The sequence below is a fragment of the Bordetella flabilis genome, assembly GCF_001676725.1.
Lineage (GTDB): Bacteria > Pseudomonadota > Gammaproteobacteria > Burkholderiales > Burkholderiaceae_B > Bordetella_C > Bordetella_C flabilis.
In genome coordinates this window covers 1682093-1702314 of the sequence record NZ_CP016172.1, presented here as the reverse complement: position 1 = coordinate 1702314, position 20222 = coordinate 1682093, and the positions used below count along the sequence as shown (strand labels likewise).

The following is a 20222-nucleotide window of genomic DNA, read 5'->3' as shown; positions in this document are numbered from 1 at the left end:
CATGCCAGCGATTTTCCGTAGTTTCTTCCAGGGCGGTTTCGAATGCTCGACGCTGCGCCTGCCGGACGGGCGGCAACGCGACCTGCTGGAAAGCACCCGACATGCGCGCCACGCCGAACGCGATTACCGGGCATTGGCTGAACTGGGCATCCATACGGTCCGCGACGGAGTCCGGTGGCACCTGATCGAGGAACGCCCCGGCATCTACGACCTGGGCAGTTTCCTGCCCCAGCTGGACGCCGCAACGCGCACCGGCACGCAGGTGATCTGGGATTTGTGCCACTACGGATGGCCGGGACACCTGGATATCTGGTCACCGGAGTTCCCGCAGGCCTTCGCCCGCTTCGCCGCGCAGATCGCCGCCGTCGTCCGCGACCGCAGCCCGCAGCCGCCCATCTATTGCCCGATGAATGAAATCTCGTTCTGGGCATGGGGCGGCGGCGAGATGGCCTACATCGGCCCCTGCGCGCTGGGGCGTGGGAACGAGCTGAAACAGCAACTGGTGCGCGCCTGCCTGGCTGCCATGGACGTAATCCGCCTGGTCGATTCGCGCGCCCGGTTCGTCCTGGCCGATCCGATTATCCGCGTCGTTCCCCAGACGCCGGCCGACGCGGCGGACGCCGCCGGCCACACCGCCGCGCAGTACCAGGCCTGGGACATGCTGGCCGGCAGGGAAAGACCCGAACTGGGCGGTGGACCCGGCTACCTGGATATCATCGGCGTGAATTTCTATCCGCACAACCAGTGGTTTCTGGATGGCCCGACCATCCGGCGAGGCGAGCCGGCCTATACGCCGCTGCGCGAGCTGCTGGCCGAAATCCACGATCGATACGGCCGTCCGATCCTGATCGCCGAAACAGGTGCCGAAGGACCGCGCCGCGCCGGCTGGCTGCGTTATGTTGCCGAAGAAGTCGCCAGCGCCCTGGCGGACGGCCTGCCGATATTGGGCATTTGCCTGTATCCGGTCACGGACTATCCTGGGTGGGACGACGACCGGCACTGCCCGACAGGCCTGCTGGGCCTGGCGAACGAGCATGGGGCCCGCCCCATCGACGGGCTCACCGCGGCGGAGCTGGCCGTCCAGCGGCAGTGCATCGCCGATGTCATCGCGACCTCGACGCAGGCAGCAGCCGAGCCGCTGCGCTAGCGCCTTGGTGACACGCCAGCCCTCCACCGGTATACCATGTCGACCCGAACCATACCGCATCGCCCGCTTGCCTTCCTGTTCCACTACGTGCGGGCCCGGCCTGTTCATTTCCTCTGCCTCGGCGCGCTGATTATCAGCGCGGCCACCTGCGCCGTCGCAGTGCAATACGGCATGAAGCTCATCGTGGATGCGATGAGCACGGAAAACCGCGCCGCCGCGGACGTCTGGCACCCGCTGCTGTTCTTCCTCGGCCTGATCGCCGTCGAAAGCGCGCTGTGGCGCACGGGCGGCTGGCTGGGTTGCCGCACCATCGTGGCCACCTGCGCCGACATGCGCCTGGACCTGTTCGACCACCTGACCGGCCATGCCATGCCTTTTTTCAAGCGCCACCTGACCGGGGCGCTGGGCAACCGCATATCGTCGACGGCATCGGCCGGCGGCATCATCTTCAGCACGCTCACCTGGAACGTCACGCCGCCTTGCGTCGAATTCATCGGGGCCACCGTCGTATTGCTGACCATCGACTGGCGGCTGGCGCTTGCGCTGATGGTCTTCGTGGTGCTGGTTGCCACGGTCATCGTGGCATTCGGCACGCGGGGACGGCAGCTGCACGAGACCTACGGAATGCACGCCTCGCGTGTGGGCGGGGAGATCGTCGACACGGTCTCGAATATCTGGGCCGTGCAGGCGTTCGCCGCGCGGCAACGCGAAAGCGAGCGCCTGAAATGGGAGGTCTCCAAGGAGGCACGCGCGCAACGCCACAGCTGGATGTACCTGGAGAAAGCCCGCGTGCTGCACGACATCTGCCTATGGCTGATGGCGGGCTCCATGCTTTTCTGGGCGCTTTACTCCTGGCGGCGCGGCACCATGACGACGGGTGACGTCGTGGTGGTCAGCGCCCTGACCTTCCGGATCCTGCATGGGTCGCGCGACCTGGCGCTGGCGCTTGTCGGGACGGCGCAGCAGTTCGGCATCATCGCCGAAATGCTGAGCGTGGTGGCCCAGCCGCATGGCATGGCCGATGCGCCCAACGCCAAACCTTATATCGCCCGAGGCGGCGAGATCCAGTTCGACAACGTGGACTACGCCTATCCGGACGGCCATCACGTCTTTCGCGGCCTGAACCTGTATATTCCCGCCGGCCAGAAGGTGGGTATCGTCGGTCCGTCCGGCGCCGGCAAGTCGACCTTGCTGGCCTTGTTGCAGCGTCTGGACGATGTGTCCGGCGGCAACATCACCCTGGACGGCCAGCCGCTGCGATCGCTCACCCGCGACAGCCTGCGCAAGGCCATCGCGGTCGTGCCGCAGGAGGTGCCTCTCTTTCGCCGTACCGTCATGGAGAACATCCGCTATGGCCGGCCGGACGCCACCGACGAAGAGGTCTACGCGGCGGCACGCCTGGCCAACTGCGACGAGTTCATCGACCAGTTGCCCAACGGCTACCACACGCTGCTGGTCGAGCGCGGGGCTTCCCTGTCCGGGGGACAACGGCAACGCCTTTCCATTGCCCGCGCCTTTCTGACGAACGCCCCCATCCTGATCCTGGACGAGGCCACGTCCTCGCTGGACAGCCGCTCCGAAGCGCGCGTCCAGGAGGCGCTGACCGAACTGATGCGGCATCGCACGGTGCTCGCCGCCGCCCACCGCCTGTCGACGCTGTCGCGCTTTGACCGGATCATCGTTCTGGATGATGGACGGGTCGTCGAGGACGGGAGCCCCGAGGCCCTGCGCGCGCGGGATGGGTTGTTCAGCACCCTGTGGCGGATGCAGAGCAAGGAAGTCGCGGTTTCGGAAACCTCGGAGCCGGCGTGGCGATGAGCCCGTCCTCGCGCGCCACGCCGGAGCATCGAGACAGCCAGCCATGATCTACCGGGTACTCGCCGACGCCGTGCTAGTGGCACACGGGCTTTTCGTGGCCTGGGTGGTTTTCGGTGGCCTGGCCGCCTTCTGGCGCAGACGCGCCGTCTGGCTGCACCTGCCGGCGCTGGCCTGGGGCGTCGCCATCGCAGGCATGGGGTGGATATGCCCCCTCACGCCCCTGGAGAACAGTCTGCGCGAGCGCGCCGGCTTGCAGGGGTACGCCGGCAGCTTCATCGGCCAGTATCTGCTGCCCTTGATCTATCCTGCCGCGCTTACCCGGGACATCCAGGTGCTGCTGGCCGTCCTGCTGCTGGGCGGCAACGTCGTCGTCTATGCACTGCTGTACTGGCGCACGCGCGGACGCAGGACATGATGTCCGATCGCCGCCGTATGCCGTTGCCCTAGGCCGCCAGTTGGATATGCGCTTTACTGTGCACATGTTCCCGCAGGCTTTGCTGCCAGGGCAGCATATGTAGCGCGGCCAGCTCGTCCAATGCAGCCCTGGCGACGTGAAAGCTGTCCTCGCCGGGTGCCCGCGCATAGGTTTCCATGGCGCCGAAGAAGGCCGCGCGCATCGAGGCGATCTGCGCCGCGCGAGTCGGGTCCGCGGCCTCGACGATCTGGTTCCAATAATGGCGCGCCTCGCCACCTATCGGGTGGTCCGGGTCCGCCAGCTTGGCGAGCATCGATTCGATGCTGCCGCGGTGCCGCGCGCAAAACCGGCTCCAGTACGGCGCGCCCGTTCCGCCGGCACGGCTTGCGTAGGCATGATGCCGCATGAACAGGTACGACAGCGTGTCGGTGCCCAGCTTCTCGCCCCGGAGCCGGCTGCTTTCCACCCCCGGTGCGGCCGAGCCGCAGGTCAGGCGCGCATACTGCAATCGCAAGCCGTCGATCGCATTGGCGCCACGCGGCTGGTAGTAGCACAGCGTCACCCTGCTTCTGACCGAAGCTTCCACTGCCCCGATGAGATAGTTGCGCAGAACGTCTCCAAGACCCTCCACACCGGGTCCGATGGCATGGTTATCCAGGCCCAGGCGGGCAGCATGGTCACGGAGGAATTCGCCTATCGCCGGGACAGGTTGCTCAAGGCGGCGGAGGACGGAAACGTCGAAGGAAATGCGCAGGTACCGGCCCGCGCGCAGCGTGTTCGCATCGCATCGCCATGTGGTAAGCGCCTGGACGCTGGCCGCCACGCCAGCGCTCATGCCCACGGTGCCGCCGATGCCGGCAATGCCCGCATCACGCCTGGCGATAAGGCCCGCGTGCAGGGAGATCGGGAAGCTGTATTCGAGCAAGTCGGTCTCGTCCCTGAATGTCGTGTAGCGCTGGGCCTTGCGCGCGTCGTAGTCGACCATGTCGGGCGCCTGGAGTTTGTGGTCCAGGCGATCCAGCGCGGCATGGTCGCCCTCGCCCATGGCCTTCAGGCGCAGCCCGATCAGCGCAAGGGCGATCGCCAGCGCCTGCACATACGCGTACATCGCGTCGGGACCGCGCGCGCCCCACGCCGACTCGATGGCACGAGCCTGTGCTTCGTGCCTGCGCAGGCCGGCCGCGACCTGCGTACGGCTGTAGCAATAGCGGTCGAACTCGCGCTCCATGCCTGACAGCAGCTCGGCGAGTTCCGATGCGGATGCGCCTTCGATCGCATTGATCGCCTCGACCGCATCGATCGCGCCGCCGCTGCGGGCGGCGCCGGGGATTTCGCCCGGTGCCTGCGCCGCCCGCGGATGCTGCCGGCCCAGCGCCACCCGCAGATGCCCCAGGCCCGTCGCCACCCGCCCCGCCGAGGCTTGCAGCGCCCCGACGCGTTCACGTTCGGCCGGCGTCAGCGACGCGCCGTCGTCCAGTTCCAGGTGGCGCACGGCCTGCCAGAATCCCTTGCGCGAATAACCGGCCAACTGCTTGAAGATCGCTTCGCCCGCCACCTTGACCGTGCCCGTCATCAATCCCGGCACGCCGGCCGTGCCGCTCAGGTCCGCGCTGGCCCGGGCTTCCGTCGCCTGGAAGGCCGAGGGTCCCGGCATGGCGGACGCAGCCCGGGTGATGCGAACCATGTGCAGCGCTTCGCCCGCAGCGTCGGCACTGAACCCGATCGGTCCCAAGACCTTGGCGAAGATTTCCCGCTCGGCATAGGCCCGTTCCTGCAGCGCCACCAGGTCTTTCAGCGCCAGCCCTGTCGCCACGGGGCCGCGATTCGCTCCCATCGCCCGCTTGAGCCGCCGGGTAGTGGCGTCGGCGACGCGTTGCCGATGAGGCAAGCCTTCCGGCGAAGCGACGAGCTGGTCCACATCCTCGAAGAAGAAGCCTTCCGTGCGCTTCACCGAAACGGACAGCCCCAGCCTGGCCTTGATGAACGCGATCCCAGCCGTCAGGGATGCCCCCAGTGTCATCGACCACCAGCTCGACTGCTCCACGCTGCCGTCCTCGCATGCCCCCAGGTCACGGCCCAGTATCGTCATGCCCGCGATCACTCCCGGCGTGATGCCGACGGATGGACTGCCGACAGGCATATCGGCGGTCGTGCCGAGAAAACTCGTTTCGCCATTGCCCGGACACTCGTAATCCTGGTAGCCATGGGTCTGCACGGCCTGCACGTGCACGCGCACCAGCGCCGCCCAGCCTCCCAGGATCTGCACCTCCATATGCCTGAGCAGCATCTCCAGCACCGCGTCGGGTTCCACCGTGCAATCCGGCGTGCCCGCACCGGGCCCCAGCGCTTGACACAGGCGGGCCCGGAACGAAGGGGGGGCATAGATGGCTTTGCGTACTCCGCGCAGGACGCGCAGCAGCTTCTCGCTGCCCTCCGCATCCAGGCCCGGGCTTGCGTCGCCCCCGGCCGGCACAGCCCCCGCGCCGGGATCGCGGGGCGACGGGGCGAGATCGCGCGCCAAGGCGTGCACGGCCGCCCATTCCCGGGTGGCCGCTACGCGGATCATGCGCGACTGGTTCTTTGCGTTCGCCATGTGGGCGAGACGGACTTCTATCCGTTCCAGCACTTTGGCCACCATGTCGCGACGCAGTTGACCGCCTTCGGTATGCAGATCCACTTCCGGCATGTCGGCCCGGGCCGGACAGGCGTCCGGCGCCACGACCGTACAGACAGGGGCACGGCGCACACCATTGATCGCGGACGCGGCGTCCCCGCGCGCGCGGGCCTCGGTGACATGCTGGACGCTTGCCCGTGGTGCCGCCTTGGCCAGGTCGGCGCGTCCAGGCTGGCGCAGGGCCCTGTTCGCTTTTGCATAGAGCAGCCGGTATCGCGTCCGCGGGCGCAGGGGCACACCCGACGTGGTCATCGAGACGACGGTGGGACAGATGCGGCTCATCCTGGCGACTCCCGGTGATGCAAGGCCTCCGACGCTCGCGGCAAGCGGATCGGCATATAGTGACCATCCTAGACAAGGCGTCGACGGCGCGCTGCCGGACGTATCCGCAAATGGCGGACAGGTACACGCCTTGCTCCAGCGAATCCGCGCCTGCCTCCGTAAGGTTCGCGGAAGCCTTCCGCGGAACCGCATGTAGCGCAATGGTCGGCCGCCCGCCCCCGTATCGTAGAATTCGCGAATGTCCGCCGCCTCCTGGCCCACCCGTATCGCTGCTGTCCGCACACGCATGCTGCTGTGCCTGCTGCTGCTCGTCGTGGGTTTTCGCGCGGCCATCCCCGTCGGATACATGCCCGACCCGCACAGCCTCCGCCAGGGAATGGTACGGATCACGCTGTGCACGGCGCTAGGCGCGGTCTCCACCGTCCGGCTGTCGCTCGATGACGCCCGGCAGACGGGCTGGCACACGGACCGGCACACGGACCGGCTTGCGGATGTACCCTCCGCACATGGTCATCCTGAGCACACCGCGGCCGACGCGTCGGCGGTGCACCTTGGGGCCCATGGCCTGCAGCACGCCGCCGGCCACGGCGGCGATAAGGACGACGCCGGACACGACCATGCCGCCGGCGCCGAATGCCCCTTCTGGGCAGCGGCGCATCTGACCTTGAACCTGCCGCCCGGCGCGCTCGTGCCCCTGGCGGTGGCCATGGACGATGGGGCGCTGCCTGCCCCGCCGACCGCCACCCTGCCGCCGCAGGCCCTTGCCGGTCCCCCGCTCGGCTCCCGCGCACCACCCCGCCCCATTGCCTGACACGGTTTCCGGGCTCCCGCCTATCGGCCGGAGCGATATGGTCACGCGCGCGTGCCGGCAAGAACCGGCCGCATGCGCACGGGGCGACCGCCAGGCATCCGATGGATGCGTGCCCGGCCGTCCCGCCCAGGCAAGGTGCACACCATGTCCCAAGCACAACAGCGCGCCCCGACGGCTCTCCGCGGCGCGCAAACACCGGCTTCAGGAACCGCGCTGATCGCGCTGCTGACCCGCCTGCATTTTTATGTCGGCCTGTTCGTCGGTCCCTTCATCCTGGTTGCCGCCATCACCGGCACGCTCTTCGTCCTGACGCCACAGATCGAGGATCACCTGTACGCGGCCCAGCTCCGCAGCGATGCGCCCGGCCCCCGGCGCACGCTGGCCGAGCAGATCGACGCCGCACGAAGCGCGATCGGGGGCGGACTGACCCTGGCCGCCGTGCGCCCGGCGCTGGAGCCAGGCAGGACCACGCGCGTGATGTTCAATGATCCGGCGCTGGATGACTCCCGGCAGCGCGCCATCTTCGTGGATCCCGTCACGCTGGACATCAAGGGCGACCTGCCTGTGTACGGCACCAGCGGCACCCTGCCGTTTCGCACGACGCTGGATTTCCTGCATCGCAATCTCATGCTCGGCGATGCCGGCCGCAACTACAGCGAGCTTGCCGCATCGTGGCTATGGTTCGCCGCGTTGGGAGGCATCATCCTGTGGGCCAGCGGCCGGCGGCGCGCCGCACAGGTCGCCCGTGCATCCTCTGGGGGGAGAAGGCGGCTGCGCCGCGTGCACAGCGTCATCGGGCTCTGGATCGCGATCGGGCTGTTCTTTCTTTCGGCAACCGGCCTGACCTGGTCACGCTGGGCCGGAGGCCGTATCGATGTCGTGCGGCAGGAGCTGGGCTGGGTCACCCCATCGGTGTCCACCAAGCTGACGGCAGGACCGCACAGCCCATCGGGCGGCGAGCACGCGGAACATATGCATGGGAGGGCAGCGGCCAGTGCGAGCGCCTCCCCGGTGGCCGGCGCGACGTCGGGCGCTCCCGCGGCGGCGCAGTTCGACCGTGTCCTGCTGGCCGCACAGGCCGGCGGGATCGATGCCGGCGACATTGAAATCCGCCCGCCGCGCAAGGCGGACCAGGCCTGGACCGTGCGGGAGGTCGATCGTGCCTGGCCGACGCAGGTCGACACGGTCGCCATCGATGGCCGCGACATGTCCATCGTCAGCCGCGCCGACTTCGCCTCCTTCCCGCTCGTCGCCAAGCTCATCCGATGGGGCATCGACGCGCATATGGGGATTCTTTTCGGCTGGGCCAACCAGCTGCTGATGGCCGCCTTCGGCATCGCCCTGAGCGTCATGATCGTGCTGGGCTATGCCATGTGGTGGCGGCGCCGGCCCGCCCCCGGCGCGCCTGTATTGACGGTGTCCCAGGCGTGGCGCCGCTTGCCAGCGGCGCAGCGCTGGGCCGCCCTGCTGTTGGCCCTTGCCCTGGGATGGACCCTTCCCCTGATGGGATTGAGCCTGCTGGCCTTCATGCTGGTCGACATGACGCGCTGGCAATTCGCAGGACGCGCGCGACAACACAGCCACAGCCAGGCCTGAAGGCACAGGATGCGCGATCCCGGCGGGTGGCTCGCCTCCCCGCGGGATCGCTCTACTGCGCCATGCGCTGCAAGGCGTCGCGCAGGGGCACCACAGAAATGCGGACCATGCCGTCCAGCGGCCGATCCATTTCCAGGATCAGGAAGATCGCGCCCGAGGCGGAAAGCGCGGACAGTACGAGGGCGATCACCACGGCGCCGTTGCGCGGCGACAGCAGGCCGAACGACGCGAAGATCACCACCAGCCATGCCACCAGCACCGTCACCAGAGGCATCGATATCGCGCCGTCACGTTGCAGGACCAGCAGCCACCGCGTATTGGTGACCTGCCCTTGCAGTTGTACGGCGCGCGCGCGCATCTGGCGGTGCAGGTCATCATCCGCCTGCAGTTGCATGAGCCGGAACTGGTAATCCTCCAGGTAGCGCATGCGCGATTGCATATAGGCCCTGTCCACCATGATCGGCTGCTCTTCGGACAGCAGTCGCACCGTCGTCGCGTAGTCCCGCCGCATCCCGGCGCGTAACTCCGCAGCGGCCGGACCATAGTCCTGGAGCAGCCGGTCCAGTTCGAGCATATAGGCGGCATTGCGTGTCAACTCGCCATTGACGGAGTCCAGCGATCCCTTGGACGACGACACCAGCAGTCCCAGCACCAATGCGGCCAGAGTGGCCACCAACCCCGTTGCCAGCTTGATCGCGTCCACGGACAAGGCGCTGAGGTGGTGTTCCGGCAGCACATCGCGCAGGCGCAACCCGACGACCGCGGCGGCGGTCACGCTGGCGAAAACCAAAACGGCAATCAGCAGATGGCTCAAGATCGGATCTCGCGGCTGGACAATCGCGCCAGCATAGGGGCAGACGGGCTTGCAAGACTATCGACCCCTCGGCCGTTGGCCGGGCACCATAAAGCCTACGCAGGCATAGCTCATCCACACCGTTGCCAGACTTTCGGCTAATCTGTCCGTCGCGCGTGAATAGCCTGAACAACAGCTTAATTCCGCGGCGGCCTGCCTCGCCCCGACCGGCGTGCGCATCCCGCCCGGCACCCAACGGTTGGCCCGCACGCGCGCTTGCCGCAGGCATGTGCGCCAGCCATACCAAGGAGGTCCTTTGGATGACTGAACCCGTCGCAAAACCGATGGTGCTGGTGGTCATGGGCGTATCCGGCTGCGGCAAGACCACCGTCGCCGCCATCCTGTCGGGTCGCCTGAACTGGCCATTCGAGGAAGGCGATGCCCTGCATCCCCAATCCAATATCGACAAGATGCATGCGGGGCACCCGCTTACCGACGAAGACCGCGCACCCTGGCTGGAGAAAGTCGCCGACTGGGTCGACGCATGCCTGGACGCCGGCGAGAACGGCCTGATCACATGCTCGGCGCTCAAGCGCGCTTACCGGGACGTCATCAACCGGCGCGGCGCCGGCGTCACCTTCGTCTACCTGGCGGGCTCGCGCGATGTCATCGCGGCGCGCCTGACCGCCCGGCATGGGCACTTCATGCCGCCCACCCTGCTGGACAGCCAGTTCGCCGCCCTGGAAGAGCCCACACCCGATGAGCCCGCCGTGCGCGTCGATGTCGGTCCGGCACCGTCGGCCATCGCACAGACCATTATCCAGACCCTGGGCCTGACTTCCGCAACCGGAAACAAGGATAGCCAATGAATGCAGCGACCGCGTTGACCTCCCACGATATCCAGGTGCTTATCGTGGCGGCCGTCGGCATTGGCATCCTGGTCCTGCTGATCGTCTGGCTGAAGCTGCATGCCTTCATCGCGCTGACCATCGGCGCGCTTTTTGTCGGGGTGGGCTCCGGAATCCCCTTGGAGAAAGTCGCGTCATCCTATGAAGCCGGCGTCGGCAGTGTGCTCGGCTATGTCGGCGTGCTGATCGCGCTGGGCGCCATGCTCGGCAAGCTGCTGGCCGACTCCGGCGGGGCGGATCAACTGGTGGACCGCATCCTGCGCGGACGTCCCGCCACCCTGCCCTGGAAGATGGCGCTGGTGGCCAGCATCATCGGCATCCCGATGTTCTTCGAGATCGGCCTCGTCCTGCTGATTCCTGTCGTCATGCTGGCCGTGCACCGGTCCAAGGGACCGGCCATGCGGCTGGGCATTCCCGCCTTGGCGGGACTGTCGGTGCTGCATGGCTTCATTCCGCCACATCCGGGCCCGCTCGCCGCCATCGCCATCCTGCACGCGGATGTCGGCATGACCTTGGCGCTGGGACTGCTCATCGCCATCCCGACCGTGATCGTCGGCGGCCCCATGTTCGGTGTTCTCGCAGCGCGCATGGTGCCCATAGGCGCCGCCGGCGCGGGCTTCGCCGTTACCTCGGGCGAGGAAGCGGCCGAAGGCGCCGCGGACGAACAGGACGCCAAGCCACGCCGCAGCCCGACGTTCGCGTGGACCCTGATTACGCTGCTGTCGCCGATCGTGCTGATGCTGCTCAAGGCGGCCGCCGATATCTGGCTGGACAAGGGCTCCCCGCTGCGCCACATCCTGGACTTCATCGGCGATCCGGTCTTCGCCCTGCTGGTCGCCGTGCTGATGGCCATGTTTACCTTCGGCAGGGCGGTCGGGTTCTCCATGCCGGTGCTGTCCAAGAAAATCAGCAACAGCCTGCTGCCGGTAGTCGGCGTCATGCTGATCGTCGGCGCCGGCGGCGGCTTCAAGCAGGCGCTGGTCGATGGCGGCACGGGTAGCGCCATCGCGAAGATCGCGCTGGCGGCCGGGCTGTCCACGCTGGTGCTCGGCTGGATCGTGGCGGTGTTGATCCGCCTCGCCACAGGATCCGCGACGGTGGCGACCGTCACCGCGGCCGGCATCGTGGCTCCCCTGGCCACCAACCTGCCCCCCGGCCAGTTGTCCCTGGTCGTGCTCGCCATCGGGGCAGGCTCTTTGTTCTTTTCCCACGTGAACGACGCCGGGTTCTGGCTGGTGAAGGAGTATTTCGGCCTGACCATCGGCCAGACGATCAAGACGTGGTCGCTGATGGAAACCGTGCTGGCGGTGATGGGGCTGGTGCTGACCTTGGGGTTGTCGGTGGTGATTTGATCGACCGTGGGCCGCGCCTTGGCGCCCGCCTGTATGGCGCGATGGGGGTACGATTGCGGCCCGCATCGTGGCGGCTGTGCCGCGTTCGGTATTGTCGGATATTGTCGCGCGACACAGACCACGCGCGGCAGCAACGCTACAGGACTTCCTTGTCCACGTGCTGGACTACCAAGTCGATAACACGCGGCGTGTTCTTCGATGCCAGCGCTTCAATGATCGCGCAGTGCTCCTGGTGCAGCGTGTCACGGCTTTCCGGCACAAAGCCGTAGATTCTCCAAGCCTGTGTCCATAGCTGATGGATCTGCCGCTGCATGGCGGAAAGGATGGGATTGCCGGCCAGCTCGGCGACCTTGGCCTCGAAGCTCAGGTCCAGCCCCGCATTTTCCTCGAACTCGTCCTTCGCTGTCTTGTCCTGGGCGTTCTCGTCGATCAGTTCTTTCAAGGCCCGGATGCTGCCTTTGTTGGCCTTGATGGAATACGCCTCGAACACGGCGCGCTCGACGGCCGTGCGCGCCGCGATCAACTGCTGCATGAACTCCTTGCTCACGCCCTGCGCCAGCAGCGCATTCAGGTTGTCGCCGCTGCTGGCAACCGCCTGTTTTTCGACGAAGTAGGTACCGCTGCCGACACGGGTCTCGATGCGTCCCGCCGCTTCCAGCACCTTCAGCGCCTGGCGGATCGATGAACGGCTCACGGAAAAGCTCTCGGACAGTTCGCGTTCGGAGGGCAGTTTGTCGCCGATCTGGAATTGGCCGCTATTAAGCAAGTTTTCGAGCTGCTGGCAGACCTCCTGGAAGATGTCTGTGCGCTTTATGGGAAGCATTGAAAAACGGGGCTTGCTCATGTGGCTCAATGCCGGACATGCGAAATAGATAACCGAGGAACTTTACCATTCTTCGGAAAAATGGTCCGTCCACTTCCCCTTGCAGCCTGCGCGACGAATACATCTCCTAGGGTAAATCCCTGGATATTGGACAGTTGTCAGACCACTTTTAGTCGGATAGCATACCAATCCTCGACAGGCTTGCCCGCAGGCTTGGTGGCCATGCGAGCAGCAATTCAGGAGACAGAACGATGTACAGAAGCAACTTCGAACCCGGCTCCACCCGCTGGGCGGTGCGGCGCAGCCAGTGGCGCAGCATGGGTATCCGTGAGGAGGACATGGACAAACCCAAGATCGCCATCATCAACACCTCAAACAAGCTGTCCTGCTGTTACGTCCACCTGGACGCCATCAGCGCCCTGGTCCAGCAAGCCATCCGCGATGCCGGCGGGCTGGCCTTCGAAGTACGCACCGTTGCCCCCAGCGATTTCGTCACCAGCGCAGGCAAGAAAGCGCGCTACCTCATGCCCACCCGCGACCTGATGGTTAATGAGGTGGAATGCATGATGGAAGGCGCGGTGCTGGACGGCATGATCTGCCTGTCTTCCTGCGACAAGACCACGCCCGCCCACCTGATGGCCGCCGCGCGCCTGGACGTCCCTTCCCTGCTCCTGACCTGTGGCTACCAGATCGGCGGCAAGTGCTCCAACGAGAAGTTCGAGGATCAGTTCTTCGACATCGACGACGTCTATGAGCAGATCGGCGCGTTGGCGACCCGTACGATCACGCTCAAGGACCTCACCGACATGACCGATGTGGCGATCCAGTCGCCCGGCGTCTGCGCTGGCCTTGGAACCGCGAACTCCATGCATATCGTCGCGGAGGCCATGGGCATGACCCTGCCAGGCAACTCGCCCATCTGGGCAAATGGCCGCCGGCTGAACGAGTACGCACAAGCCGCCGGCCGCCAGATCGTCGAACTGACGCGCCACGGCGTCTCGGCGCGCAAAATCATTACCGAAGAAGCCATCCGCAATGCCGTCATGATGGTGCTGGCCGTCGGCGGCTCGGTCAACACGGTGCGCCACATTGCCGCCATCGCCACCGAAGCCGAACTCGCGCTGGACGTGGTGAAGCTGTACGAGGAGTACGGCAAGACCATCAAGCTGCTGACGGCCGTGCGTCCCAATGGTCCTTTCCGCACCGAAGACCTGGAAGCGGCCGGTGGCACACCTGCCGTCATGAGCGAGTTGCGCGAACATCTATATCTCGATGCGCTCACCGTCACGCGCCAGACCATCGGCGAAAACATCCGCAATGCAGCCGTCAAGGACGGCAAGATCATCCGGTCGCTGGCGAATCCGGTCAGCCAGCGGCCCGGCGTCGGTATTCTGCGCGGCAACCTCGCGCCCAACGGCGCAATCGTGAAATTGTCAGCCGTACCGGGCGAACGGGCCGGGTTTTCCGGCCCCGCCAATATCTACGAAGGCGAGGACGAAGCCATTGCGGCGCTCGGCGAAGGAAAAATCAACAAGGGCGACGTGATCGTGCTGCGCAATATGGGTCCCAGTGGCGGACCGGGCACCGTGTTCGCGTGCAGCTTTGTGGCGGCCTTGAATGGCGCCGGTATCGCCGAATACGTGGCCGTCGTCACCGACGGCGAGCTATCCGGATTGAACCGGGGGATCATCGTCGGCCAGTTGATGCCGGAATCGGCAGCCGGGGGTCCGCTTGCCGTGGTCAGGCAGGGCGAGACCATCCATATCGACTTCGTCAATCGCAAGATCGACATGGATGTGCCGCACGAGGAGATCGCCCGCCGCCTGGGCGAATGGAAGCCTCGCGAACTCGAATTGGGCGGCGGCAACAGTACCTATCTTCTGCAGTATGCCCAACTGGTGCAGCCCATCGAACAGGGCGCGGTGCTGGGCAAACGCAAAGTGCACGCGCACACATCTTGATCCGGGCGGGCGCCCTTGCCCGGGCGCCCACGCCTGACGAACCATAACAACGGCATACGGAGACAGCCCAACATGTCCACGCAGACAGCGGCACAGAAGTCCAGGAAAGCGGGTCTGGCAGCATTCATCGGCACCGTCCTGGAATGGTACGACTTCATCATTTATGGCACCGCGGCGGCCATCGTACTGAACAAGGTTTTCTTTCCGAACAGCGATCCGCTGGTCGGCACACTGGCCGCTTTCGCCACCTATGCGGTGGGATTTCTGGCCCGTCCACTGGGCGGGCTGTTTCTCGGTTACCTGGGCGACAAGGTCGGCAGAAAAACCGTGCTGGTGCTGACACTGTTCCTGATGGGCGGCGCGACCACCGCCATCGGCCTGCTACCCGGCTACGACAGCATCGGCCTGTGGGCGCCGGCCTTGCTGGTGCTGATGCGCTTGATCCAGGGGTTCGGCGCGGGCGGCGAATACGCCGGCGCCGTGGTGTTGTCGGTGGAGCACGCGCAGAAAGGCAAGCGCGGCGCGGCCGGCGCCTGGGCGCCGCTGGGCTTTGCCGCGGCCACGCTGCTGGCCAACGCGGTGTTCTTCTTCTTCCTGAACGTGCTCAGCGAAGCGCAATTCATGGCCTGGGGATGGCGCATTCCGTTCCTGCTCGGCGCCGCCTGCGTGCTGGTGGGCTACCTTATCAGGCGCAACATCGAGGAGCCGCCGGCCTTCGAGAAATCGCAGCAGGCGCTGAAGACAAAGAAGATCGGTCTGCTCTCGGCGATCAAGCATCACCCGCGCAGCTTCTTCATCGTCATCGGCTCGCGCATGGGAGAGAACGGCTTCGCCTATCTCTACCCGGTATTTTGCGTGTCCTATATGGTGACTACGCTCAAGATGGAGAAGTCGACGGCATTGTGGGCCGTCATCATTGCATCGGCCATCCAGCTGTTGACCATTCCGTTCTACGGCGCGTTGTCCGATCGCATCGGTCGCAAGAAGGTCTACCTGGCCGGCATCATTTTCTCGGTGCTATGGCTGGCGCCCTTCTTCATGCTGCTGGACATGCATGCCTTCTGGGCGGTGGCCCTGGGCTTCGCGGTCGGCCTGGGTATAGCGTACCCGGCCATGCTGTCGCCACAGGCTGCCTGGTACGCGGAGCTCTTCGACACCGAATTCCGCCTGGCCGGCTTCGCCTTCTCGCGAGAATTGGGATCGCTGTTGGCCGGCGGCCTGGCGCCCTTTATCGCAACGGCGCTCTATACCTATTATCAACATTGGTGGCCTATCGTCGTCTACATGGGCGGCATGGGTGTCCTGACGCTGATCGCGCTTGCACTGGGGCCTGAAACCGTGCACAAGAACATAGATTGACGCAGGGGCCGCCGCCGTCAACGGCGGCTCGCCTCCGGAGGAGACAGCATGGACAGCAAGAACACTGATTTCCCGGCCTGGCATCTCGAAAGCCGCTACGACGCCGTGCCCGACCTGCCCGTCCTGGCCGAGGTAGATGTGCTGGTCGTGGGCGGAGGCGCCGCCGGCGTGGCCGCGGCGACGACGGCGGCCGAACACGGCAAGCGCACCCTGATCATCGAGCGCTACGGATTCTTTGGCGGCGCGGCCGTGGCAGGCATGTCCGGGACGATCTGCGGCATGTATCTGGCAAGCGAAGTCCACGCCGAACCCCGCCAAGTGGTGCACGGATACACCGAGCGTTTCCGCGCCGAGCTGGCTCGCCGCAACGGCGTGACGGCGCCGCAGCGCTACGGCAAAACCTGGACGGTTACGCATGACCCGCTCATGTGGAGCGAGACGGCGGATCAACTTGTCGAGGACGCCGGCGCCAGAACGCTCTTCCATACCAGTGTGAGCGGCGTCATCGTTGAAGGCGACGCGTGCATCGGCGTCGTCGTCGAATCGGCTGCCGGGCGATCCGTGATCCTGGCCCAGCGCATCATCGACGCCTCCGGCGATGCCGCGGTCATCGCTCGCGCCGGTTACCGCTATGTTTTCGGCGACCACGGAAAGATCCAGAATCCGACCATGTTCTTCAGGCTGGGCCAGATCGACATGCCGCGCTTTCTAGCCTATTGGGGCGAGGACACCATCAACCCGCCCAAGGTCAGCGAGGCGATCGAGCAGGCCGACGCCGCGGGGCGCTACGAGCTGCCTCGGAAGAAAATCTGGATTTTCCCCACCACCCGGCCCGGCGAGCTGCTGGTCAACGCGACCCGACTGACGGCCCGTGATGGCCATATGCTGAATGTCATCGATCCGGAAGACTTCACCGAGGCCGAAATCGCCGGCCGGCGCCAGGTGCGTCAATATGCGGCCTTCCTCGCGGACAACATCCCCGGCTGCGAGGCCAGTTACGTAGTGAATACCGGCACGCAAGTCGGCGTGCGCCAGACCCGCAGCATCGTGGGCGTCGAGACACTTACCAACGACGATGTGCTGTCCTGCCGCAAGCGCGATGACGGCATCTGCAGGGTGCCGTGGCCGATAGAGCTGCATGCGGGCGAAAAACCCAAGCTGCACTGGTTGCTGGACGACTATTACGAGGTGCCCTATCTTGCACTGGTACCCGAACAAGGCGAGAACCTGATTGTCGCCGGCCGCTGCCTCAGCGCCGAACATGAAGCGCTGGCTTCGGCGCGTGTGACCGCCCAATGCTTCGAGTACGGCCGGGCCGCCGCCGTGGCGGCCGTTCTGTCGCTGGATTCAGGTCGGCGCCTGCGCGATATCGCGGGGCAGGAAGTCCGCGCCGGGATGCGAGCGTTGGGCAGCGCGTTGTAAGCGAGGCCGCGGTGGAGGTGGACGAACGCCGCAGGGCAGCACGCGGCCATGGGATCTGCCTGCACCTTGCCCCGCCAGACAGCCCGCTCGCCGCCAACATCGCTGCCGTCCAGGCAACAAAAAGCCCGCAAGGACTTGATCCTTGCGGGCTTTTTGGATTTTCCAGGGGATCCCTGGAGCATTTCCTGGTGCCGACGGCGAGACTCGAACTCGCACAGCTTTCGCCACTACCCCCTCAAGATAGCGTGTCTACCAATTTCACCACGTCGGCGTATTCGTATGGTCTTCGTATCGTCTTCCCTACGCGCCTGGGGAGCATTTCGCTCAGCCGCTGGCGCGCTGGAAAGTCTGAAATTCTAGCACGGCCGGCGGCGACTTGCCGCGGGCCGCACCTTGCCTACCGCTTACTTGGCCGGCTGCGCCGGAGCGGCCGGCGTGGCGGGAGCCTGCGGAACCGCCGCGTCGGGCTTGGCGGGCGCGGCAGGTTGCGCCGGCGCGCTGGGCACGGAGGCATCGCCGGCCGGCGCGGGCACGCTGCTGGCACCCGGCACGCTGCTGCCCGGCGCCTGCGGCACGGAGCGGTCTTGCGGCTGGTAGTTCTGCATCACCCCGGTATCCACGGTGGGGGCCGCCCCCTTGTGCGACACATAGGCCAGGCCGGCCGTGGTCACGAAGAAGACGACGGCGGCCCACTTGGTGGTGCGCGACAGGAAGTTCGCCGCACCGGACGCGCCGAACAGGCTGCCCGCCGAGCCGGTGCCGAAGGCCGAGCCCATGTCGGCGCCCTTGCCTTGCTGCAGAAGAACCAGAACGATGATGGCCAGTGCCGACAGCACCTGTACGACCATCAGCAGGGAAAGCATCAAAGACATTACTTACTCCGGACGGAAACTCAAATTGCGGCGATACGCAAAAATTCATCGGCCACCAGCGACGCGCCGCCCACCAGGGCTCCGTCGATGTCGGGCATGGCAAACAGGGTGGCGGCATTGGCAGCCTTGACGCTGCCGCCGTAAAGCACTCGGACCTGCGGCACGCCCAGCCCGCGCAACGCGACACGGATAGCGCTGTGCACCTCCTGGGCCTGCTCCGGCGTGGCGGTGCGCCCGGTGCCGATGGCCCACACGGGCTCATACGCCAACACCATGCGGCCCAGGGCCTCGGCGCCCAGATCCAGGACCGGCTCCAACTGACGTTCGATGACGCCCAGGGTGTTGCCCCCTTCGCGCTCGGCCAGCGTTTCACCGACGCACACGACCGGGGTCAGGCCAACGGCCAGAGCAGCCTTGGCCTTCTCGGCGACCAGAACGTCGCTTTCGGCGTGCATCGCGCGGCGCTCGGAATGCCCGGCCAGCGCCCAGCGGCAGCCGAAATCGTTGAGCATGGCGCCGGACACCTCTCCGGTATACGCCCCCTTGTCATGCACGCTGATATCCTGCGCGCCCCAGGAGACGGCGCTGCCCTTGAGCAACACTTCCACCTGCGCGAGATAAGGGAACGGCACGCAAACCCCGATCTCGCAGGTCGCGGCGCCGGCACCGGCACGCAGCGCGGTCAGCAGCGCCGCATTGTCGTTCAGGCTGCCGTGCATCTTCCAGTTGCCCAGCACCAGGCGCGCGCGCGCGCCGTCCTGGGCAGCAGACGCCGTGGCGCCCCGCGTACCGGACTGGGTTCCCTGCATGGCTGCGGAAGCCGGCCCGGCAGGGGCGGCGGTCGTGTCGCGGCGGTCGGCTGTGCTCATCGTTTGAAAAAATCTGGGTCAAACCCGCGATTGTATCGTGTTTGCGAGTTAGCGCTCGACCGTCAGGATGATTTTGCCGATCTGCTCGCCCGCCTCCATCATGGCGTGCGCCTGAGAGGCCTGCGCCAGCGGGAAGGTGGCATGCACGATGGGCTTGACCGTCCCGTTGGCCAGCAAGGGCCACACATGGGCGCGCAGGCTGCGGGCGATCTCGCCCTTGAAGGCGACCGGTCGCGGGCGCAGGGTAGAGCCGGTGATCGTCAGGCGGCGCCGCATGACCTGCCCGAAATCCACATTCCCATGGTTGCCGCCCAGGGTGGCAACCAGGACGATGCGGCCTTCGTCGGCCAGGCATTGGATATCGCGGGCGATATAGTCCCCAGCCACCATGTCCAGGATGACGTTGACCCCCGCCCCGCCGGTGGCGTCCAGGACTTCCTTGACGAAATCCTCGCTGCGATAGTTGATGCCACGGGAGGCGCCCAGCTTCTCCACGGCACGCGCACGATCGTCGCTGCCGGCCGTGGCGTAGACCTTGTTGCCGAAGGCGCATGCCAACTGGATGGCCGTGGTGCCTATGCCGCTGGCCCCGCCATGCACCAACAGGCTTTCGCCGGCGCTCAAGCGGCCGCGGTCGAATACATTGGTCCATACCGTGAAGTAGGTTTCCGGCAAGCCCGCGGCCTCCACCTCGGACAGCCCGGCGGGAATCGGCAGGCACTGCTGTACGGGCGCCGTGCAGTACTCGGCGTAGCCGCCGCCGGCCACCAGCGCGCAGACCTTGTCCCCAATGGCAAAGCCGCCCACGGCCGCATCGCCCGCGACGATTTCGCCGGCGATTTCCAGGCCCGGCAGGTCGGATGCGCCACGAGGCGGCGGATACGAGCCCTTGCGCTGGAAGGTGTCGGGACGGTTTACGCCCGCCGCCGACACCTTGATCAAGACCTCGCCATCGCGCGGTTCCGGGGTGGAACGCTGGACGGGGACGAGCACTTCCGGGCCGCCTGGGCGGGAGATTTCAACGGCGAGCATGGTCGGCTCCTGTGACGGGTTCTGGATTCGAGGCGAAGCCTGCATTATCGCGCGGGGCGCCGCCGCCAACCTGACGATCCCATGACCA

General features: G+C 66.2%; 16 protein-coding genes and 1 tRNA gene. 10 read left to right on the top strand and 7 right to left on the bottom strand.

Annotated features, from left to right (window positions below; translation table 11 throughout):
• The first annotated feature begins 1 nt into the window (after position 1).
• Genes BAU07_RS07470 through BAU07_RS07460 form a run of 3 tightly spaced genes read left to right on the top strand, consistent with a single transcriptional unit; the run spans position 2 to position 3380 of the window.
• Entirely contained in the window at positions 2 to 1147 is a 1146-nt protein-coding gene (locus tag BAU07_RS07470; RefSeq protein WP_198168883.1) for a beta-glucosidase, read from the top strand.
• Between the two features lie 36 nt (positions 1148 to 1183).
• Positions 1184 to 2965 (top strand): ABC transporter ATP-binding protein, encoded by a 1782-nt coding sequence (locus BAU07_RS07465; protein ID WP_066655484.1) that lies wholly within the window; start codon positions 1184 to 1186, stop codon positions 2963 to 2965.
• Positions 2966 to 3008: 43 nt separating this feature from the next.
• Positions 3009 to 3380, top strand: coding sequence for a DUF2784 domain-containing protein (locus BAU07_RS07460; RefSeq protein WP_066655476.1), 372 nt, complete (start codon positions 3009 to 3011; stop codon positions 3378 to 3380).
• A 28-nt stretch (positions 3381 to 3408) separates the two neighbouring features.
• On the opposite strand, the gene BAU07_RS07455 is transcribed toward BAU07_RS07460, so the two are convergent.
• Positions 3409 to 6336, bottom strand: coding sequence for a hypothetical protein (locus BAU07_RS07455; protein ID WP_066655474.1), 2928 nt, complete (start codon positions 6334 to 6336; stop codon positions 3409 to 3411).
• 238 nt (positions 6337 to 6574) lie between these two features.
• Here BAU07_RS07455 and BAU07_RS07450 point away from each other — a divergent pair, with 238 nt between their 5' ends.
• Positions 6575 to 7147 (top strand): DUF2946 family protein, encoded by a 573-nt coding sequence (locus BAU07_RS07450; RefSeq protein WP_066655472.1) that lies wholly within the window; start codon positions 6575 to 6577, stop codon positions 7145 to 7147.
• A 144-nt stretch (positions 7148 to 7291) separates the two neighbouring features.
• The gene (locus BAU07_RS07445) at positions 7292 to 8743 is read left to right on the top strand and encodes a PepSY-associated TM helix domain-containing protein (protein ID WP_066655470.1); all 1452 of its coding nucleotides are present in this window, start codon (positions 7292 to 7294) and stop codon (positions 8741 to 8743) included.
• A 52-nt stretch (positions 8744 to 8795) separates the two neighbouring features.
• Here BAU07_RS07445 and BAU07_RS07440 read toward each other — a convergent pair whose 3' ends face one another.
• Positions 8796 to 9557, bottom strand: a complete 762-nt coding sequence (locus tag BAU07_RS07440; RefSeq protein WP_066655468.1) for a bestrophin-like domain — start codon at positions 9555 to 9557, stop codon at positions 8796 to 8798.
• Positions 9558 to 9856: 299 nt separating this feature from the next.
• On the opposite strand from BAU07_RS07440, the gene BAU07_RS07435 reads away from it, so the two are divergent.
• Together BAU07_RS07435 and BAU07_RS07430 are read left to right on the top strand one after the other, a co-directional pair.
• Positions 9857 to 10405 (top strand): gluconokinase, encoded by a 549-nt coding sequence (locus BAU07_RS07435; RefSeq protein ID WP_066655460.1) that lies wholly within the window; start codon positions 9857 to 9859, stop codon positions 10403 to 10405.
• Positions 10402 to 11796 (top strand): GntT/GntP/DsdX family permease, encoded by a 1395-nt coding sequence (locus BAU07_RS07430; RefSeq protein WP_066655457.1) that lies wholly within the window; start codon positions 10402 to 10404, stop codon positions 11794 to 11796. Before BAU07_RS07435 ends, BAU07_RS07430 begins: the two co-directional genes overlap by 4 nt.
• A 136-nt stretch (positions 11797 to 11932) precedes the next feature.
• Here the strand turns inward: BAU07_RS07430 and BAU07_RS07425 are convergent, their stop codons facing one another.
• On the bottom strand, positions 11933 to 12640 hold the full coding sequence (locus tag BAU07_RS07425; RefSeq protein ID WP_084025474.1) for a FadR/GntR family transcriptional regulator: 708 nt from the start codon (positions 12638 to 12640) through the stop codon (positions 11933 to 11935).
• Positions 12641 to 12870: 230 nt separating this feature from the next.
• Between BAU07_RS07425 and ilvD the strand changes: the two genes are divergently transcribed.
• The 3 genes from ilvD to BAU07_RS07410 all read left to right on the top strand — a co-directional run bounded on the left by ilvD (position 12871) and on the right by BAU07_RS07410 (position 17361).
• A complete protein-coding gene (gene ilvD, locus BAU07_RS07420) occupies positions 12871 to 14580 on the top strand; it encodes a dihydroxy-acid dehydratase (protein WP_066655451.1) in 1710 nt (569 codons plus the stop codon).
• Positions 14581 to 14652: 72 nt separating this feature from the next.
• On the top strand, positions 14653 to 15939 hold the full coding sequence (locus BAU07_RS07415; RefSeq protein ID WP_066655449.1) for an MFS transporter: 1287 nt from the start codon (positions 14653 to 14655) through the stop codon (positions 15937 to 15939).
• 48 nt (positions 15940 to 15987) lie between these two features.
• Positions 15988 to 17361, top strand: a complete 1374-nt coding sequence (locus BAU07_RS07410; protein ID WP_066655447.1) for an FAD-dependent oxidoreductase — start codon at positions 15988 to 15990, stop codon at positions 17359 to 17361.
• Between the two features lie 186 nt (positions 17362 to 17547).
• Here BAU07_RS07410 and BAU07_RS07405 read toward each other — a convergent pair.
• From BAU07_RS07405 to BAU07_RS07390, 4 genes are all read right to left on the bottom strand, one after another.
• A tRNA-Leu gene (locus BAU07_RS07405) sits at positions 17548 to 17632 on the bottom strand.
• A 133-nt stretch (positions 17633 to 17765) separates the two neighbouring features.
• The gene (secG, locus tag BAU07_RS07400; protein WP_066655444.1) at positions 17766 to 18233 is read right to left on the bottom strand and encodes a preprotein translocase subunit SecG; all 468 of its coding nucleotides are present in this window, start codon (positions 18231 to 18233) and stop codon (positions 17766 to 17768) included.
• 20 nt (positions 18234 to 18253) lie between these two features.
• On the bottom strand, positions 18254 to 19042 hold the full coding sequence (gene tpiA / locus BAU07_RS07395) for a triose-phosphate isomerase (protein ID WP_066655442.1): 789 nt from the start codon (positions 19040 to 19042) through the stop codon (positions 18254 to 18256).
• A 108-nt stretch (positions 19043 to 19150) separates the two neighbouring features.
• On the bottom strand, positions 19151 to 20134 hold the full coding sequence (locus BAU07_RS07390) for an NAD(P)H-quinone oxidoreductase (RefSeq protein WP_066655440.1): 984 nt from the start codon (positions 20132 to 20134) through the stop codon (positions 19151 to 19153).
• Between the last annotated feature and the right edge of the window lie 88 nt (positions 20135 to 20222).

Coding starts and splice junctions, on each gene's coding strand:
- BAU07_RS07470 (WP_198168883.1), top strand. CDS start 2: ATGCCAGCGATTTTCCGTAGTTTCTTCCAGGGCGGTTTCGAATGCTCG.
- BAU07_RS07465 (WP_066655484.1), top strand. CDS start 1,184: ATGTCGACCCGAACCATACCGCATCGCCCGCTTGCCTTCCTGTTCCAC.
- BAU07_RS07460 (WP_066655476.1), top strand. CDS start 3,009: ATGATCTACCGGGTACTCGCCGACGCCGTGCTAGTGGCACACGGGCTT.
- BAU07_RS07455 (WP_066655474.1), bottom strand. CDS start 6,336: ATGAGCCGCATCTGTCCCACCGTCGTCTCGATGACCACGTCGGGTGTG.
- BAU07_RS07450 (WP_066655472.1), top strand. CDS start 6,575: ATGTCCGCCGCCTCCTGGCCCACCCGTATCGCTGCTGTCCGCACACGC.
- BAU07_RS07445 (WP_066655470.1), top strand. CDS start 7,292: ATGTCCCAAGCACAACAGCGCGCCCCGACGGCTCTCCGCGGCGCGCAA.
- BAU07_RS07435 (WP_066655460.1), top strand. CDS start 9,857: ATGACTGAACCCGTCGCAAAACCGATGGTGCTGGTGGTCATGGGCGTA.
- BAU07_RS07430 (WP_066655457.1), top strand. CDS start 10,402: ATGAATGCAGCGACCGCGTTGACCTCCCACGATATCCAGGTGCTTATC.
- BAU07_RS07425 (WP_084025474.1), bottom strand. CDS start 12,640: ATGAGCAAGCCCCGTTTTTCAATGCTTCCCATAAAGCGCACAGACATC.
- ilvD (WP_066655451.1), top strand. CDS start 12,871: ATGTACAGAAGCAACTTCGAACCCGGCTCCACCCGCTGGGCGGTGCGG.
- BAU07_RS07415 (WP_066655449.1), top strand. CDS start 14,653: ATGTCCACGCAGACAGCGGCACAGAAGTCCAGGAAAGCGGGTCTGGCA.
- BAU07_RS07410 (WP_066655447.1), top strand. CDS start 15,988: ATGGACAGCAAGAACACTGATTTCCCGGCCTGGCATCTCGAAAGCCGC.
- secG (WP_066655444.1), bottom strand. CDS start 18,233: ATGTCTTTGATGCTTTCCCTGCTGATGGTCGTACAGGTGCTGTCGGCA.
- tpiA (WP_066655442.1), bottom strand. CDS start 19,042: ATGCAGGGAACCCAGTCCGGTACGCGGGGCGCCACGGCGTCTGCTGCC.
- BAU07_RS07390 (WP_066655440.1), bottom strand. CDS start 20,134: ATGCTCGCCGTTGAAATCTCCCGCCCAGGCGGCCCGGAAGTGCTCGTC.